The following is a 15225-nucleotide window of genomic DNA, read 5'->3' as shown; positions in this document are numbered from 1 at the left end:
CGCGCAGGTTACAGCGCCGCGCGCGGCACCGCGAGGCGAAGTGCGGCGGCGCCGATGGCCGGAATGTCGTCCAGGGAAAGGTGCTGGGGCGCGCCGGGGGGTGGGGGCGCATCGCTCGCCAGCGCCACGATGCCGGTGTGGTCGGGATAGAGGAAGGGCTGGCCCAGCGCCGCCCGATGCACTTCGATGCGCGGATGCGGGCCGGACTTGAAGCCCTCCACCAGCACCAGGTCCACGGGGGCGAGCTGCGCCAGCAATTCGGGCAGTTCCGGCTCCGGCGCGCCGCGAAGCTCGGTCAGCAAGGCCCAGCGTTGCGAGGAGGCGAGCAGCACCTGCGCCGCCCCGGCCTCCCGATGGGCATGCGAATCCTTGCCCGGCCGGTCCAGGTCGAAGCGGCTATGCGCGTGCTTGATGGTGGAGACCGTCACCCCCTGCCCCGCCAGAAAGGGAATGAGGCGCGTGACCAGCGTGGTCTTGCCGGCGCCGCTCCAGCCGGCGAAGCCGATCACGCGCATGGGGCCTCAGAGGTCGCGCAGCACGGCGTGGAGGTCGGACTTGGCCTCGAAGCCGATGCCCGGGATGTCGGGCATGCGGATGCGGCTGTTCTCGACGGGCGTGCTGTCGGCGAAGCCGCCGAAGGGCGCGAAGACTTCCGGGTAGCTTTCATTGCCGCCCAGGCCCAGGCCCACCGCGATGTTCAGCGCGAACTGGTGCCCGCCATGCGGCACGCAGCGGCGGGGCGACCAGCCGTGCTCGCGCAGCATCTCCAGCGTGCGGAGGTATTCCACCAGGCCATAGGACAGCGCCGGGTCGAATTGCAGCACGTCACGGTCGGGCCGCAGCCCGCCGTGGCGGATCAGGTTGCGGGCATCCAGCATGGAGAACAGATTCTCGCCGGTGGCGAGCGGGGGCGCGTAGTGCTCGGCCAGCGTCGCATGGGTGCTGTAGTCCAGCGGGTCCAGCGGTTCCTCATACCAGCGCAGGCCGAAGCCCTGGATGGCGGCGCCGTAACTGAGTGCGGCGTGCAAACCAAAGCGCCCGTTCACGTCCACGCAGAGGCGGTGCCCCTGCCCGTCCAGCAGCTTCAGCACGGCCTCGATGCGCTGGAGGTCCAGCAGCAGCGCCTCGCGCAGCCCCATGCCGGGGCTGCCGCCGATCTTCATCTTCACGACCGAGTAGCCGAGGCCGAGATAGCGCTTCATCTCCTCGACCAGCGCATCCACGTCCTTGCCAGGCTGGTAGTAGCCGCCGGCGGCATAGATCCAGGCCTGCTCATCGGCGCGGCCCTGGTTGTAGCGGTCGGCCAGCAGCTTCCACAGCGGCACCTGGGCGAGCTTCGCCGCCGCGTCCCACAGCGCCATGTCGAGCACGCCGACGGCCACGGAACGGTCGCCATGGCCGCCGGGCTTCTCGTTCTTCATCATCGCCGTCCAGGCGGGGATGGGGTCGAAGCCGCCATCGGCATGGGCGGGGAGTTCGCCCACGGCTTCAAGGCGCGGGATGAAGCGCTCGGCCAGCAATCCGGGCTGGGCATAGCGGCCATTGGAGTTGAAGCCATAGCCGGTCGCGCTGCGGCCATCGCCGGATTCGACGGTGACGGCGACCACGCTCGCCGTCATCTTCGAGAAGTCGATATAGGCGTTGGCGATGCTGCTGCTGATGGGCACCACGCCCTGGCGTATGCTGGTGATCTTCACGAGTGCCTCATCTCTGGCTGGTGACGTTCTGCGCCGCGCGCTTGCGGAAGATCAGCCGGTCCCAGGTGACATTGGCACGCCGCAATCCATCCTTGGCCTCCTCGCGATACGCGCAGACGAGGCCCGAGGCTTCCGCGAGCGCGATGGTCTCCTCCGCGTTCACCTCGAACATGTGGCGCCCCGCCGGGACGGGGCCGTGGCGCAGCGTCAGCGCGAAGATACCCCCGCTTCGCAGCAGCGCGGCCACGCGCGGCATGCCACGCGACCGCTCCGCGCCGTCGAGGTGCATCCAAACCGCCGTGGCCAGGACCGCATCGAAGGCGGCCTCCCCAGGCAGCCGGGCGAGCTCCGGCAGGGAATCCTCCACCCAGGAGATGGCCTGCGACGCATGCAGCGCTTGGCCGTGTTCCCGCATCTCGGCCGTCGGCTCCACGGCCGTAACATGGTGGCCCATCGCGGTGAGCCCCGCCGCGTCCCGCCCCGTGCCGGCCCCGACATCGAGCACATCGGCCGGGGGCGAAGGCAGGAAGGGAAGCAAATGGGCCTGCGCGCGGGCGAAGGGCACGCTCTCGTAGAGGCGGGCGAGCGTGTCCGCCTCTACCGCGTAGCCCGCGCTGCCGGAGACGCTCAAATGGCCCTCTTGGAACGCAGCTGCGCGATTTCCTCCGCGGTGAAGCCGAATTCCGCCAGCACCTCATCCGTGTGCTGGCCGCGCTCGGGCGTGGGGTTGCGGGCGCATTCCACGCCCTCGATCTGCATGGGCGCGCGGACCAGCGTGATCTCGCCCAGCTGCGGGTGCTGCACGGGCATGGCCACGCCCAGATGCTTCACCTGCTCATCGGCGAAGACCTGGTCCATGGAATAGACGGGGCCGCAAGGCACGCCGGCCTTGTTGAACTCGGCCACCCAATGCGCGCTGGTGTTGGTGCCGATCACGGCCTGCAGCATGGCGTTGGTCTTGGCGCGATTCTTCGAGCGCAGCTTGTCGTTGGCCACGTCGGGGTCCTTGGCCTCCTCCTGGATGCCGAGGACGGAGATAATCCGTTCCCACATCTGCTGGCCGCCGCCGGCCAGGTTCACCACGCCATCGGTGGTGGTGAAGAGGCCTGTGGGCACGGTCGTCGGATGGTCGTTGCCGGCCTGGGGCGGCACCTCGCCCGCCATGGTCCAGCGGGTGGCCTGGAAGTCCATCATCGCGATCATGGCCTCCAGCAGCGAGGTGTGGACCCAGCGGCCCTTGCCCGTCGCCTCGCGCTCCAGCAGCGCCACCATGATGCCCAGCGCGCAGTAGAGGCCGGCCGTGAGGTCCGCCACCGGGATGCCGGCGCGCACGGGGCCCTGGCCGGGCAGGCCCGTCACGCTCATCAGCCCGCCCATCCCCTGGGCGATCTGGTCGAAGCCCGGTCGCTTGGCATAGGGGCCGGTCTGGCCGAAGCCGCTGATCGAACCCAGCACGATGCGCGGGTTGATGGCGGACAGGGTCTCGTAATCCACGCCCAGGCGGTTCTTCACGTCGGGGCGGTAGTTCTCCACCACCACATCGGCCTTGGCGACGAGGCGGTGGAAGGTGGCCCGCCCCTCCTCGGACTTCAGGTTCAGCGTGATGCCGCGCTTGTTGCGGTGCACCAGCTGGAAGTCCGGGCCATGGCGTTCGCCGCCCAGACCTTTGCCGGTGTCCACCTCGTCGGTCGCCTCGACCTTGATGACATTGGCGCCCCAGTCGGCCAGCTGCCGCACGCAGGTGGGCCCCGAACGGACGCGGGTGAGATCGAGCACGGTGAAACGGGAAAGCGGCATCATGGCATGGGTCCCCTGGCGACTGCGCGTGCGCATCTTCCACCCCGCGGCTTTCGCTGCAACCCTGCCGCAGGAAATCGGAGGGACGACACATGTCGGATGAATTGTTGATCGAGCACCGGGACGGGATCGCCTTCGTGACCCTGAACCGCCCCCAGGCGCGCAACGCCATGACCTTCGAGATGTATGAGGGCCTGGCCAAGCTGGCCACGCAGGCCAACACGGACGACGCCATCAAGGCCATCGTCATCACCGGCGCGGGCGAGAAGGCCTTCGCCGCCGGCACCGACATCAGCCAGTTCACGAATTTCCGCACGGCCGAGGATGCCCTGGCCTATGAGGAAAAGATCGATCGCATCATGACGGCGCTCGAGACCTGCATCAAACCCACCATCGCGGCCATCGCCGGCGCCTGCACCGGGGGTGGCGCGGGGATCGCGGCGGTGTGCGACCTGCGCATCGGCGCGGCCAATGCGCGCTATGGCTTCCCCATCGCGCGGACGCTGGGCAACACGCTCTCCATGGCCAATTTCGCGCGGCTCTCCACCATGATCGGGCCGACGCGGGTGATGGACCTGGTCTACACCTCGCGCCTGATCGAGGCGGAGGAGATGAAGGCCTGGGGGCTGCTGTCGGAAATCCTGCCCGACCATGCGGCGCTGCAGGCGCGGGCAGCCGAACTCGCCGCCACGGTGGCCGGCCATGCCCCGCTGACGCTGCGCGCCTGCAAGGAGGCCCTGCGCCGCCTGCGCGCGCCGCTGCGCGAGATCAATGGCGATGACCTGGTGGAGATGTGCTTCACCAGCCGGGACTTCGCCGAGGGGGTGGAGGCCTTCCTGGCCCGCCGCCCCGCCCAGTGGCAGGGACGCTGACCGGGAGGGTAACGAACCCTAAACGCCCCTGTGACACGGGCGAAAATGCGCTAGGTTGGATGGAATGCAGAACCGTCCAACCGCTCTTGTCCTCGGCGCCGGAATCATGGGGCTCGGCGCCGCCTGGGGGCTGCGGCGCGAGGGCTTCGCCGTCACGGTGGTGGATCAGGCCACGCCGCCCAACCCGCATGGGGCCTCGGTGGACCACCACAGGTTGATCCGCCACAGCTATGGCGCGCAGCACGGCTACATGCGGATGGTGGACGCCGCCTATGCCGCCTGGGAGGAGCTTTGGGCGGAGCTGGGCCAGGTTCTGCACATCCCGACCGGGGTGCTGAGCATTGACGAGACGGGCTGCACCCGCGTCGCCACCAGCCGCGCCGCGCTGGCGCTCGGCGGCTACCCGACCGAGGACCTGACAGGGCCCGAGATCGAGGCGCGCTTTCCCTATCTCTCCGGCGGCCATGTGGCCGATGCGCTGTTCTGCCCGCTGGGCGGCGTGCTGCTGGCCGGGCGGATCGTGGGCGCGCTGGCGGACCATCTGCGCGAAGGGGGCGTGGTGTTCGAGCAGGCCCGCGCCATTTCGGTGGACGCGGCCCGTGGCGCCATCACGCTGGAAAACGGCGCGACCCGCGCGGCGGACGTGCTGGTGGTCGCCGCCGGCCCCTGGGCGCCGCGGCTGCTGCCGGCGCTGGGCGGGCGGGTGGTCGCCTCGCGGCAGGTGATCGTGCGCCTGATGCCGCCCGCCGCCACCCTGCCCCAGTGGGAACGTGCCCCCATGGTGCTGGAGCTGGGCGAGACGGGCGGCTTCTACCTGGTGCCCCCCGTGGCCGGCACCCCGCTCAAGATCGGCGATCACAGCTTCTCCCGCCAGGGCGACCCGGACGAGCCCACGCGCGAGGCCGACCCGCGCGAGGTGGCGCGCATCCTGGACCTCGCCCGCGCCCGCATCCCCGGGCTGGACGGCTTCACGTTGGTTGACAGCGCCAACTGCTTCTACGATGTGGAGGATGAAGAGCGCTTCGTCATCGAGCCCCTGTCGCCGCGGGCCTGGGTGATGAGCGGCTTCTCCGGCCATGGCTTCAAGTTCGGCGCGGTGCTGGGGCTGCGCCTGGCCCGCGCGATCGCGCGCAACGAGGACGCGGCGGCCTTCTCGGCCTGGGCCGCCGGAGAGGAGAGGCTGCCCGCATGACAAGCCAGCTCGACGACATCCGCTTTGCCCTGACGCGCCTGCATCCCATTCCGGGTGATGTGCTCGGCGCCGACGACGTGGCCGCCCTGCTGGAGGAGATGCGGAAGTTCACCGAGGGCGTGGTCGAGCCCCACCGCCTGGAGGCCGACCGCCAGGGCGCCCGCTTCGAGGGCGGCGAGGTGCGCTGCCCTCCCGCCTATCACGACATCTACGCCAAATGGGTCGAGGCCGGCTGGCAGGGCCTGCCGGCCGACGAGGCCCATGGCGGCCAGGGCCTGCCCTTCGCGCTGGCGGCCGCCATGAAGGAATTGCTGACCACGGCCGACCACGCCTTCAGCCTCTGCCCCACCCTGACCTGGGGCGCGATCGAGCTGCTGGAGCGGCACGCCACGGAAGACCAGGCCGGGCGCCTGCTGCCGCCGCTGGTCTCGGGCGAATGGAACGGCACCATGTGCCTGACCGAGCCCCAGGCGGGCAGCGACCTCTCCACCGTCCGCACCCGGGCGGAGCCGATGGGGGGCGGGCGCTACGCCCTGCACGGCCAGAAGATCTACATCACCTATGGCGAGAACGACCTCGCGGCCAACACCCTGCATCTGGTGCTGGCGCGGCTGCCTGAGGCGCCGGCGGGGTCGCGCGGGATTTCGCTCTTCGCCTGCCCGAAGCTGAAAGCGGATGGAAGCCGCAACGCGGTGCGCTGCGGCGGGATCGAGCGCAAGCTGGGCATCCATGCCTCGCCCACCTGCATCATGCTGTTCGAGGGGGCGGAGGCGGAGCTGATCGGCGAGCCCCATCGCGGCCTGCCCGCCATGTTCGCCATGATGAACAATGCCCGCCTCCAGGTGGGGATCGAGGGGGTGGCCGCCGGGGCGCGCGCCCTACACCTCGCCTCCGCCTATGCCGAGGGGCGCGAGCAAGGGGGCAAGCCCATCGCCCGCCACCCCGATGTGGCGCGGATGCTGGCGGAGATGCGCGCGACCACGCTGGCCGGAAGGTTCCTGGCCTTGGAAGCCTGCGTGGCCGCCGATGCGGCGCGTGCCGGCGTGACGGGGGCGGAGGAGAAGCTCGCGCTGCTCACCCCCATCGTGAAGGCCTGGTGCACGGACCGGGGCGTGGCCGCGGCCTCGCTCGGCGTGCAGGTGCATGGCGGCATGGGCTTCGTGGAGGACACGGGCGCCGCCCAGGTGCTGCGCGATTCGCGTATCTGCCCCATTTATGAGGGCACGAACGGCATCCAGGCGCTGGACCTCGTCACCCGCAAGCTGCCGCGCGACCAGGGGGCCACGCTGCGCGCCATGCTGGCCGCCGCCGTGGCCGAGGATGCGCGCCTCGCCCCCGCCGCCGAGGCGCTGGAGGGGGCGACGCGCCGCATCCTGAGCGCCGGCCCGGCCGAGGTGGCGGCGACCGCCACCGCCTATCTCGAAGCCTGTGGTTGGTTCCTGGGCGCGGCACAGCTCGCCCGTGCCGCCCGGCTGGACGTCGCCTATGGCCCCATCGCGGGTTTCTACATGGCGCGGCTGCTGCCCCGCGCCGTGGCGCATTGCCAGGAAATCGCCGGGGCCGACGAAGTCCTGGCGCTGATCGCTTAGGGGAAAGAAGTGGTTGTGAACAATCGGGGGCTTGCGCCCTCGCGCCAACGCAGCATGTTGATGCGCAGCACAAGAACAGCCCAGGCATGAACGCATCACTTCCCGCTCCCGCCCTGCGGCGCCCCCGTCCCAGCATCGCCATCATTGGCGCAGGGCCAGGGGGTCTCGCGGCCGCAATGCAATTGGCCGCCACCGGCGCCCGCGTGACCCTGTTCGAGAAGGATGAGGTGGTGGGCGGGCGCACCCGTACCTTGACCTCTCCGGAAGGTTACAAGTTCGACCTGGGGCCGACCTTCTTCCTCTACCCGCGAATCCTGCGCGAAATCTTCACCGCCTGCGGCGCGGACTTGGATGACGAGATCGAACTCATCCAGCTCGACCCGCAATACCGGCTGATCTTCGAAGGCAAGCCCAACGTCACGCTCGACGCGACCGGTGACCTGGACCGAATGGAGGCCGCCATCGCCGCCATCGCGCCCCAGGACGCGCAGGGCGTGCGGCGCTTCATGGCGGACAACCGCTGGAAGCTCGATGCCTTCAAGCCGGTGCTGGAGCAGCCCTTCAGCACCGCCGCCCGCATGCTGGGCCGCGACGTGCTCGGCAGCCTGCCGCAGCTGCGCCCGCATCTGCAGGTGGATGACGACCTCAAGCGTTACTTCAGCGACCCGCGCATCCGCCTCGCCTTCAGCTTCCAGACCAAGTACCTGGGCATGTCGCCGTTCAAATGCCCCTCGATGTTCACCATCCTGAGCTTCCTGGAATATGAATACGGCGTCTATCACCCGCGCGGCGGCTGCGGCGCCGTCAGCGACGCCATGGCCCGCGTGGCCGAGCGGCTGGGCGTGGAAATCAAGCTGAACACGCCGGTGGATCGCATCACCTTCCAGGGCCGGCGCGCCACGGGCGTGGATGTGGGTGGCCAGCACATCCCGGCCGATGCCGTCGTCATCAATGGCGATTTCGCCCATGCGGTGCCGCGCCTGGTGCCCGACCGCATCCGCAAGGCCTGGTCCGACCGCAAGATCGAGCGCGCGCGCTATTCCTGCTCCACCTTCATGCTCTACCTGGGCATCGAGGGCGAGTTGCCGCAGCTCTCGCACCACAACGTGCTGCTGGCCGAGACCTACCAAGAGAATATCCGCCAGATCGAAGGCGGCGTGATCCCGGCGGTGCCGAGCCTCTATGTCCAGAACCCGACGGTGACGGACCCCTCGCTCGCGCCCCCCGGCCATTCGGCCCTCTACATGCTGGTGCCCGTGCCCAACCTGCGCTTCGGCGCGGATTGGCAGAAGGAGGCGAAGCCCTTCCGCGACCTGGCCATCAAGCGGCTGGAGACGCTGGGCATCCATGACCTCGAATCGCGCATCCGGTATGAGCGGGTGGTGTCGCCGCAAGGCTGGCAGGATGATTTCTCGGTGGGCTATGGCGCCACCTTCAACCTCAGCCACGACCTGATGCAGATGCTGAGCTTCCGGCCGCGCAACCGCTTCAACGACACCGAGGGCCTCTACCTCGTGGGCGGCGGCACGCATCCGGGCTCGGGCCTGCCCGTGATCTATGAGGGCGCGCGCATCACCACGCGCCTCATCCAGGAAGACCTGGCGCTGGCGGCCGGCAAACGGCCCGCCGCCCTGGCGCCGCAAGGAGCGAACACATGACCACCTCCCATGTCGTCGTGGTGGGGGCGGGGCTGGGTGGCCTCGCCGCCGCCGTCACCGCGGCCGCGCGCGGCCACCGCGTGACGCTGCTGGACAAGAATCCCTGGCTGGGCGGCAAGGCGGCACAGCTTTTCCTCGACGCGCCCGATGGCAGCGGCGCCTTCCGCTTCGACATGGGCCCCACCATCCTGACCGTGCCGCGCGTGCTGCGACGGATCATCGCGGAGGCGGGGCGCGACCCCAACGCGGAAATCCCGCTGATCCGCCTCGACCCGCAATGGCGCTGCTTCTTCGAGGACGGCACCCGAATCGACCTGATGGAGAATGTGGACGCCATGGCCCAGGCCATGGACCGCTTCTCCCCCGGCAAGGGCCTGGGCGAGGGCTACAAGAAATTCCAGGACGTGGCGAAGCACCTGCACGGCGTCTCGGAGAAGTTCTTCTTCTGGAAGTCCGTCGAGGGCATCGGCGACACGCTGGACCTCAAGGCCAATTTCAGCCCCTCCACCCTGCGCGACGTGCTGTCGCTGCGCATGGGCCAGACGGTGGCCAAGGTCATCCGCGGCCATGTGCCCGATGAGCGCCTGGCGCAGATGCTGGACCATTTCTGCCAGTATGTCGGCTCCAACCCCTATCTCGCGCCGGCCGTGCTCTCCTCGATCGGCGACATGCAGGCGAGCGAGGGCGTGTGGTACCCGGTGGGCGGCACGCGCGCCGTGGCGGAAGGCCTCGCGCGGCTGGCCGGTGAGCTGGGCGCCGACCTCCGCCCCAACAGCGACGTGACGGGCTTCGACATCGAGAACGGCAAGGTCGTCGCCGTGAAGCTCGCCTCCGGCGAGCGCATCGCCTGCGACGCCGTCATCTCGAACATGGACGCCATCCGCACCTACAAGGAGCTGGTGGGCGGCGCGCCCGGCGAGACCTATGGCAAGAAGGGCTATGAGCCGGCCTGCTCGGGCGTCGTGCTCTATCTCGGCCTGAACAAGCGCTATGACCACCTGGCGCATCACTGCTTCGTCTTCTCGCGCGACGCGGAGGAGGAGTTCGACGCCATCTACAAGAAGGGCGAGCCCGCGCCGGACCCCACGGCCTACCTCGCCGCGACCTCCGCCACCGACCCGAGCAGCGCGCCGGAGGGGGGCGAGGCGCTCTATGTCCTGGTCCACACGCCCTACATGCGGCCGCACCATGACTGGAACCAGCTCTTCCCCGGCTATCGCCAGAAGATCCTGGACAAGCTGAAGCGCACCGCCGCCATGCCCGACATCGAGGAGCGCATCGTGGTCGAGCACCGGCTCACGCCGGTGGACATCCATGAGCGCTACCGCGTGCTGAACGGCGCGATCTATGGGCTGGCCTCGCACGGGGCCTATATGGGCGCCTTCAAGCCGGGCAACCGCTCGCGCGCCGTGAAGGGGCTGTATCTGGCCGGTGGCGCGGCGCATCCGGGCCCCGGCATGCCCATGGTGATGATGTCGGGCTGGATCGCGGCGGACAGCCTGGACAAGGACCTGGGCGGCCGCGGCATGTCGCCCGAGGCGGAGCTGGCCGGCCGGCGCGAGGCCGAGCTGCTGGGCGCCTGACCGCCATGGCGGCGGAAGACGTGTCTCCCGTCGCCCTGCGCTCCGAGCGCATGATGGCCTTCTTCCAGGTGGCCTTCACGCGCACCTTCCAGGGCAGCTTCACCGCGCTGCGCGTGGCGAAATGGGGGCTGCCGCAGGTGCCCCCCGGCCGCCCCGCCATCATCCTGATGAACCATCCCGGCTGGTGGGATGGCGTGCTCATCCTGCTGATGATGCGCCGCTTCTTCCTGGACCGGCCGGGCTTCACGCCGATTGATGCGGCGGCACTTGAGAAGTACCGCTTCATGAAGAGGCTGGGCGTCTTCGGCGTTGAGCAGGGCACGCCGCGCGGCGCGGTGCGCTTCCTCAACACGGCGAAGCAGGTTCTGGCCGATCCGCACCACATGCTGTGGATGAACGCCGCCGGCCGCTTCGCCGATGTGCGTGAGCGTCCGGTGCCGCTGGCGCCCGGTGTCACGCGGCTGGCCGAGATCGCGCCTGACGCGCTCATCATCCCCCAGGCCACGGAATACCTGCACTGGAGCGAGAAGCGCGGCGAGGCGCTGATCGCCTTCGGACCCCCGCTCGACGCGCGCGAATTGCTGGCCATGGACCGCGACGCCCGCACCGAGCACATCCGCGCCGCCTGCACCGCCGTGATGGACCGCCTGGCCGAGGACGCCATGAGCCGCGACCCGCAACGATTTGAAGTTGCGGTGGAAGGCCGGAAAGGGATGGGCGGTTTCTACGGCACTTGGCAATATGCACGCGCGCTGCTGCGGGGGCAGCGCCACGACCCGCGGCACGAGACACGCGGGCAAACGGGAGCCTGAACGTCCATGGAGTTCGCCCATATCGCCCTGGCGCTGGCGCTGATGCCGGTGATCTTCGGCATCATCAACCTGCGCAACATGGCGCGCGTCACGGGCACGCCCGGTGCCGGCACCAAGGTCTCCATCCTGATCCCGGCGCGCAATGAGCAGGCCAACATCGCCACCTGCCTCGACGCGGCCCTGGCCTCCACCGGCTGCGAGGTCGAGGTGGTGGTGATGGATGACGGCAGCACCGACCGCACGGCCGAGATCGTCCGCGCCTATGCCGCGCGCGACGGGCGGGTGCGGCTGGTGGCGGCCCCCTCCCTGCCGCCGGGCTGGACGGGCAAGGTCCATGCCTGCGCGCGGCTGGCCGAGGCCGCGACAGGCACGCATTTCCTGTTCATTGACGCCGATGTGCGCTTGGCACCCCACGCCGCCGCGGCCATGGCCGCCCATGCCGCCGAGAAGAACATCGCCCTCATCAGCGGCGTGCCGCGGCAGGAGATGCGCACCATCGGCGAGGGGCTGACCGTGCCCTTCATCAATTTCCTGCTGATCTGCTACCTGCCCTTCGGCGGCCGGGCCATCCAGCGCAAGCCGAGCCTCGCCGCCGCCTGCGGGCAGCTCATCCTCGTCGAGCGCCGGGCTTATGAGGGCACGGGCGGCCACACCACCATCAAGGGCGTGCTGCACGACGCCATCGCGCTCGCCCGCCTGTTCCGCGAACGCGGCCACGACACCGAGATCGTGGACGGCGCGCCGCTGGCCGTCTGCCGCATGTATGACGGCTTCGCCCATGCCTGGGGCGGCTTCATCAAGAATGCGCGCGAAGGCATGGCCACCCCCATCGGCCTGCCCATCTGGACGGTGCTGCTGGCGGGCGCCCATCTCTGGCCCTGGGCCCTGCTGCCCGGGTGGGAGGCGGCCATCACCGTGCTGCTGATGTTCGCGCTGCGCGCCGCCGTGACCATCCGCACGGGCGAGCCCTGGTGGACCGTGCCGCTGCACCCGCTGACGGTGCTGGTGGCGCTGGCCATCCAGTGGACGGCGCTGGTGCGGTCCGCATTGGGGCTCAAGGCGGGCTGGAAAGGTCGCGCCTATACCGCCACAAAGGGGGCATGACGGACGTCAAGGCCCCGGGCGCGCCCAACCGCGACCACGATACCGAGAACTTCCCCACCGCCTCGCTGATCCTGGCGAAGGAGGTGCGCGGGAAGGTCATGGCCTTCTACCGCTTCGTCCGCACGGCGGACGACATCGCGGACAGCGAGAGCCTGACGGAGCAGGAGAAGCTCGCCCGCCTCAACGCCATGGAGGCGGCGCTGGACGACCAGCGCACGCCCCTGCCCGAGGCGGCGCGGCTGCACGCGGAAGGGTTGGGCACCGACGAAGCCCGCCTGATGCTCTCCGCCTTCCGCCAGGACTCGACGCAGGCGCGCTACGCCGATTGGGACGCGCTGCTGGACTACTGCACCCGCAGCGCGGACCCCGTGGGGCGCATGCTGCTGCGCCTGCATGGCAGCGACACGCCCGAATCGCGCGCCAGCGCCGATGCCCTCTGCACCGCTCTGCAGATCCTGAACCACATCCAGGACCTGGTGCCCGACCGCGCGAAGCTCGACCGCGTCTATGTGCCGCAGGGCTGGATGGCGCTGGCGGGCGGCGAGGAGGCCTTCTTCACGCCAAGCAATACCAAGCGGCGCGAGGTGCTGGACGCCATGCTGGACCGCGTGGAGGAACAGCTCGACCGCGCCCAGGCCCTGCCGCGCCTCGTCGCCTCGCGCCGGCTGGCCATCCAATCCGCCATGACCATCGGCCTCGCGCGGCGGCTGCTGGCGAAGCTGCGCGCCGCAGACCCGGTGCTGGGGCGGGTGGCGGTGGGCAAGCTCGACTTCCTGGGCGAGTTGCTGGCCGCTCCCCTGCCCGGCCCGCATGATCCGGACCTGGCGGCCAGCCGCGTGAAGCGCGCCGGCTCCTCCTTCGCGCGCGGCATGGCGACGCTGAAGGGTGAGCGCCGCCGCGCCCTCTGGGCCGTCTATGCCTTTTGCCGCGCGGTGGACGACATCGCGGACGGCGCCATCCCGGAGACGGAGAAGCGCCGCTTCCTGGCCGATTGGCGCGGCAAGCTGACGGCGCCCGACTGCGTCATCTCCCGCGAACTGCACCTCGCGCGCATCGGCTTCGACGTGCCGCTGGCGGAGTACGAGGCCATGATCGCCGGCATGGAGACGGACGCCGCGGACCACCTGCGCCTGCCGGACGAAGCGGCGCTCGATCTCTACTGCCGCCGCGTGGCCGGCAGCGTGGGCGCGATGAGCGTGCGCATCTTCGGTGACCCGGGCGCGGAGCAATGGGGCCTCGACCTCGGCCACACCTTCCAGCTGACCAACATCCTGCGCGACGTGGACGAGGATGCGGCGCGGGAACGCGTCTACATCCCGCGCAGCCTGCTGGATGCCGCCGGTATCCCGGAAGGCCCGGCGCGGTCCATCGTGGCGCATCCGGCCTTCCCCGGCATCTGCGAGCGCCTGGCCGAGCAGGCCCGCCAGGGTTTCGCCCGCGCCGAGGCGGAACTGCCCCGCCACGACATCCGCGCCCTGCACCCGGCACGGGTGATGATGATGGCCTATCGCCGCATCCTCGACATCATGATCGCGCGCGGCTTCGCGGGTGCCCGGCCGCGCGCCCGCCTCTCCCGCCGCGAGAAGATCGAGATGGCGGCCTTCGCGCTCGGGCTGCGCGGCGCATGATCCATGTGGTGGGGGCGGGCGTGGCGGGGCTCGTCGCGGCCCTGGTCCTGGCGCGCGCGGGCCGCGAGGTCACGCTGCACGAGGCCACACCCGGCGCCGGCGGCCGCGCCCGCGCCTTGCCCGATGGCACCGACAACGGCACCCATGCGCTGATCGGCGCAAACCGCGTGGCGCTGGGCTTCCTCGACGAGATCGGCGCGCGCGCGGGTTGGATCGAGCCGGAGCCGGACGGCCTGCCCGTGCTGGACCTGGAGGATGGCTCGGCGCGGCTGGTGGCGCTCTCGCCGCTGGGCTGGTGGCGGGCGGACCGGCGGCCGGCGGGCGTCTCGGCCGGCGCGGTGGCGGCGATGATGCGCATGGCCATCCCGGTGCCCGACCGCACCATCGGCGACGCCATGGCCGCGCACCCCGCCTTCCTGCGCGGCTTCGTGGACCCGCTGACCATCGCGGCCCTCAACACCCCGGCGCATGAGGCCTCCTCCCGCCGCATGGGCCAGGTGCTGCGGCGGCTGGGCGCGCCCGGCGCCACGCGGCTGTTCGTGGCGCGGCGCGGGCTGGGGCCGGACCTGGTGGAGCCCGCGCTGGACGCCATCGGCAAGGCCGGCGGGCGCTATGTGTCCGACCATCGGCTGCGGCGGCTGGACCAATCGGGTGGCCGCGCCACCGCGCTGCATTTCCACGAGGACAGCATCCCCCTCGGCGCCCAGGATCGCGTGGTGCTGGCCCTCCCCCCCTGGGAGGCCACGCGCCTGCTGACCCATGTGGACGCACCCCATTCCCATGCCCCCATCGTGAACCTGCATTTCGCGCGCACGGGACCGGGGCCGGTGCGGTTCATCGGCCTGCTGGGTGCGCTCTGCCAATGGATCCTGGTGCGGCCGGAAGGCGTGTCCGTCACCGTCAGCGCGGGCGATGCCGAGGCGGGCGAGGACGCCGACACGCTGGCCGCCCGCGCCTGGACGGAAATCCTGCGTGCGGCGATGGCCTTCCGCCTGCCCGGCGAATGGCCCATGGCGACGCCCGCCTGCCGAGTGGTCAAGGAACGCCGCGCCACCCCGCGCCAGCGCCCCGGCGCCATCCCGCGCCCCAAGCGGCTGCACCTGGAAAACCTGGCGCTGGCCGGCGACTGGACCTGGCCACACCTGCCCGCGACCATCGAGGCCGCGGCATGTTCGGGCCGGGCGGCGGCGCGCACCGTGGCCTAGGCTCCGGACTCATTCAGCACCAGCAGATGATCACGGCGGCGATGGCGACGGCGGAGGCGAAGTTCCGAGCGAGCTTGTCGTAGCGGGT

The 15225-nt window shown here is 70.5% G+C and carries 13 protein-coding genes; 9 read left to right on the top strand and 4 right to left on the bottom strand.

The window, feature by feature from the left end; translation table 11 throughout:
• Positions 1-8 precede the first annotated feature (8 nt).
• From mobB to GGQ83_RS19035, 4 genes are read right to left on the bottom strand one after another with little or no spacing between them, the layout of a single operon-like run.
• The gene (gene mobB, locus GGQ83_RS19050) at positions 9-515 is read right to left on the bottom strand and encodes a molybdopterin-guanine dinucleotide biosynthesis protein B (RefSeq protein ID WP_184386585.1); all 507 of its coding nucleotides are present in this window, start codon (positions 513-515) and stop codon (positions 9-11) included.
• A gap of 6 nt (positions 516-521) precedes the next feature.
• On the bottom strand, positions 522-1697 hold the full coding sequence (locus tag GGQ83_RS19045; RefSeq protein ID WP_184386584.1) for an enolase C-terminal domain-like protein: 1176 nt from the start codon (positions 1695-1697) through the stop codon (positions 522-524).
• Between the two features lie 7 nt (positions 1698-1704).
• Positions 1705-2328 (bottom strand): class I SAM-dependent methyltransferase, encoded by a 624-nt coding sequence (locus tag GGQ83_RS19040; RefSeq protein ID WP_184386583.1) that lies wholly within the window; start codon positions 2326-2328, stop codon positions 1705-1707.
• Positions 2325-3497 carry a CaiB/BaiF CoA transferase family protein gene (locus GGQ83_RS19035; RefSeq protein ID WP_184386582.1) on the bottom strand — a complete coding sequence of 391 codons (1173 nt, stop codon included), beginning with the start codon at positions 3495-3497 and terminating at the stop codon, positions 2325-2327. Before GGQ83_RS19035 ends, GGQ83_RS19040 begins: the two co-directional genes overlap by 4 nt.
• Positions 3498-3586: 89 nt before the next feature.
• Here GGQ83_RS19035 and GGQ83_RS19030 point away from each other — a divergent pair, with 89 nt between their 5' ends.
• The 9 genes from GGQ83_RS19030 (at position 3587) to GGQ83_RS18990 (ending at position 15137) form a co-directional block, all read left to right on the top strand.
• Positions 3587-4366, top strand: a complete 780-nt coding sequence (locus GGQ83_RS19030; protein ID WP_184386581.1) for an enoyl-CoA hydratase — start codon at positions 3587-3589, stop codon at positions 4364-4366.
• Positions 4367-4430: 64 nt separating this feature from the next.
• Entirely contained in the window at positions 4431-5558 is a 1128-nt protein-coding gene (locus tag GGQ83_RS19025) for an FAD-dependent oxidoreductase (protein ID WP_260170941.1), read from the top strand.
• Positions 5555-7147 carry an acyl-CoA dehydrogenase family protein gene (locus tag GGQ83_RS19020; RefSeq protein WP_184386579.1) on the top strand — a complete coding sequence of 531 codons (1593 nt, stop codon included), beginning with the start codon at positions 5555-5557 and terminating at the stop codon, positions 7145-7147. Before GGQ83_RS19025 ends, GGQ83_RS19020 begins: the two co-directional genes overlap by 4 nt.
• 176 nt (positions 7148-7323) lie before the next feature.
• Positions 7324-8805, top strand: coding sequence for a phytoene desaturase family protein (gene crtI, locus GGQ83_RS19015; protein WP_242534783.1), 1482 nt, complete (start codon positions 7324-7326; stop codon positions 8803-8805).
• On the top strand, positions 8802-10388 hold the full coding sequence (locus tag GGQ83_RS19010; protein WP_184386577.1) for a phytoene desaturase family protein: 1587 nt from the start codon (positions 8802-8804) through the stop codon (positions 10386-10388). Before crtI ends, GGQ83_RS19010 begins: the two co-directional genes overlap by 4 nt.
• 20 nt (positions 10389-10408) lie before the next feature.
• A complete protein-coding gene (locus tag GGQ83_RS19005; protein ID WP_311728758.1) occupies positions 10409-11200 on the top strand; it encodes a lysophospholipid acyltransferase family protein in 792 nt (263 codons plus the stop codon).
• 6 nt (positions 11201-11206) lie between these two features.
• Entirely contained in the window at positions 11207-12304 is a 1098-nt protein-coding gene (locus GGQ83_RS19000; RefSeq protein WP_184386575.1) for a glycosyltransferase, read from the top strand.
• The gene (locus tag GGQ83_RS18995; RefSeq protein ID WP_184386574.1) at positions 12301-13932 is read left to right on the top strand and encodes a squalene/phytoene synthase family protein; all 1632 of its coding nucleotides are present in this window, start codon (positions 12301-12303) and stop codon (positions 13930-13932) included. The genes GGQ83_RS19000 and GGQ83_RS18995 overlap by 4 nt, the downstream gene beginning before the upstream one ends.
• Entirely contained in the window at positions 13929-15137 is a 1209-nt protein-coding gene (locus GGQ83_RS18990; protein WP_184386573.1) for a hydroxysqualene dehydroxylase, read from the top strand. The genes GGQ83_RS18995 and GGQ83_RS18990 overlap by 4 nt, the downstream gene beginning before the upstream one ends.
• The last annotated feature ends 88 nt before the right edge of the window (positions 15138-15225 follow it).

It is taken from the genome of Roseococcus suduntuyensis, from assembly GCF_014196305.1.
Classification (GTDB): domain Bacteria; phylum Pseudomonadota; class Alphaproteobacteria; order Acetobacterales; family Acetobacteraceae; genus Roseococcus; species Roseococcus suduntuyensis.
Note: the sequence above shows the minus strand (reverse complement) of the source record. Positions and strands in the feature narration are given on the sequence as shown.

What these genes read in the sequence shown, in the direction of transcription:
- mobB (WP_184386585.1), bottom strand. Translation starts at nt 515, where the DNA reads ATGCGCGTGATCGGCTTCGCCGGCTGGAGCGGCGCCGGCAAGACCACG.
- GGQ83_RS19035 (WP_184386582.1), bottom strand. Translation starts at nt 3,497, where the DNA reads ATGATGCCGCTTTCCCGTTTCACCGTGCTCGATCTCACCCGCGTCCGT.
- GGQ83_RS19030 (WP_184386581.1), top strand. Translation starts at nt 3,587, where the DNA reads ATGTCGGATGAATTGTTGATCGAGCACCGGGACGGGATCGCCTTCGTG.
- GGQ83_RS19025 (WP_260170941.1), top strand. Translation starts at nt 4,431, where the DNA reads ATGCAGAACCGTCCAACCGCTCTTGTCCTCGGCGCCGGAATCATGGGG.
- GGQ83_RS19020 (WP_184386579.1), top strand. Translation starts at nt 5,555, where the DNA reads ATGACAAGCCAGCTCGACGACATCCGCTTTGCCCTGACGCGCCTGCAT.
- crtI (WP_242534783.1), top strand. Translation starts at nt 7,324, where the DNA reads ATGCAATTGGCCGCCACCGGCGCCCGCGTGACCCTGTTCGAGAAGGAT.
- GGQ83_RS19010 (WP_184386577.1), top strand. Translation starts at nt 8,802, where the DNA reads ATGACCACCTCCCATGTCGTCGTGGTGGGGGCGGGGCTGGGTGGCCTC.
- GGQ83_RS19000 (WP_184386575.1), top strand. Translation starts at nt 11,207, where the DNA reads ATGGAGTTCGCCCATATCGCCCTGGCGCTGGCGCTGATGCCGGTGATC.
- GGQ83_RS18995 (WP_184386574.1), top strand. Translation starts at nt 12,301, where the DNA reads ATGACGGACGTCAAGGCCCCGGGCGCGCCCAACCGCGACCACGATACC.
- GGQ83_RS18990 (WP_184386573.1), top strand. Translation starts at nt 13,929, where the DNA reads ATGATCCATGTGGTGGGGGCGGGCGTGGCGGGGCTCGTCGCGGCCCTG.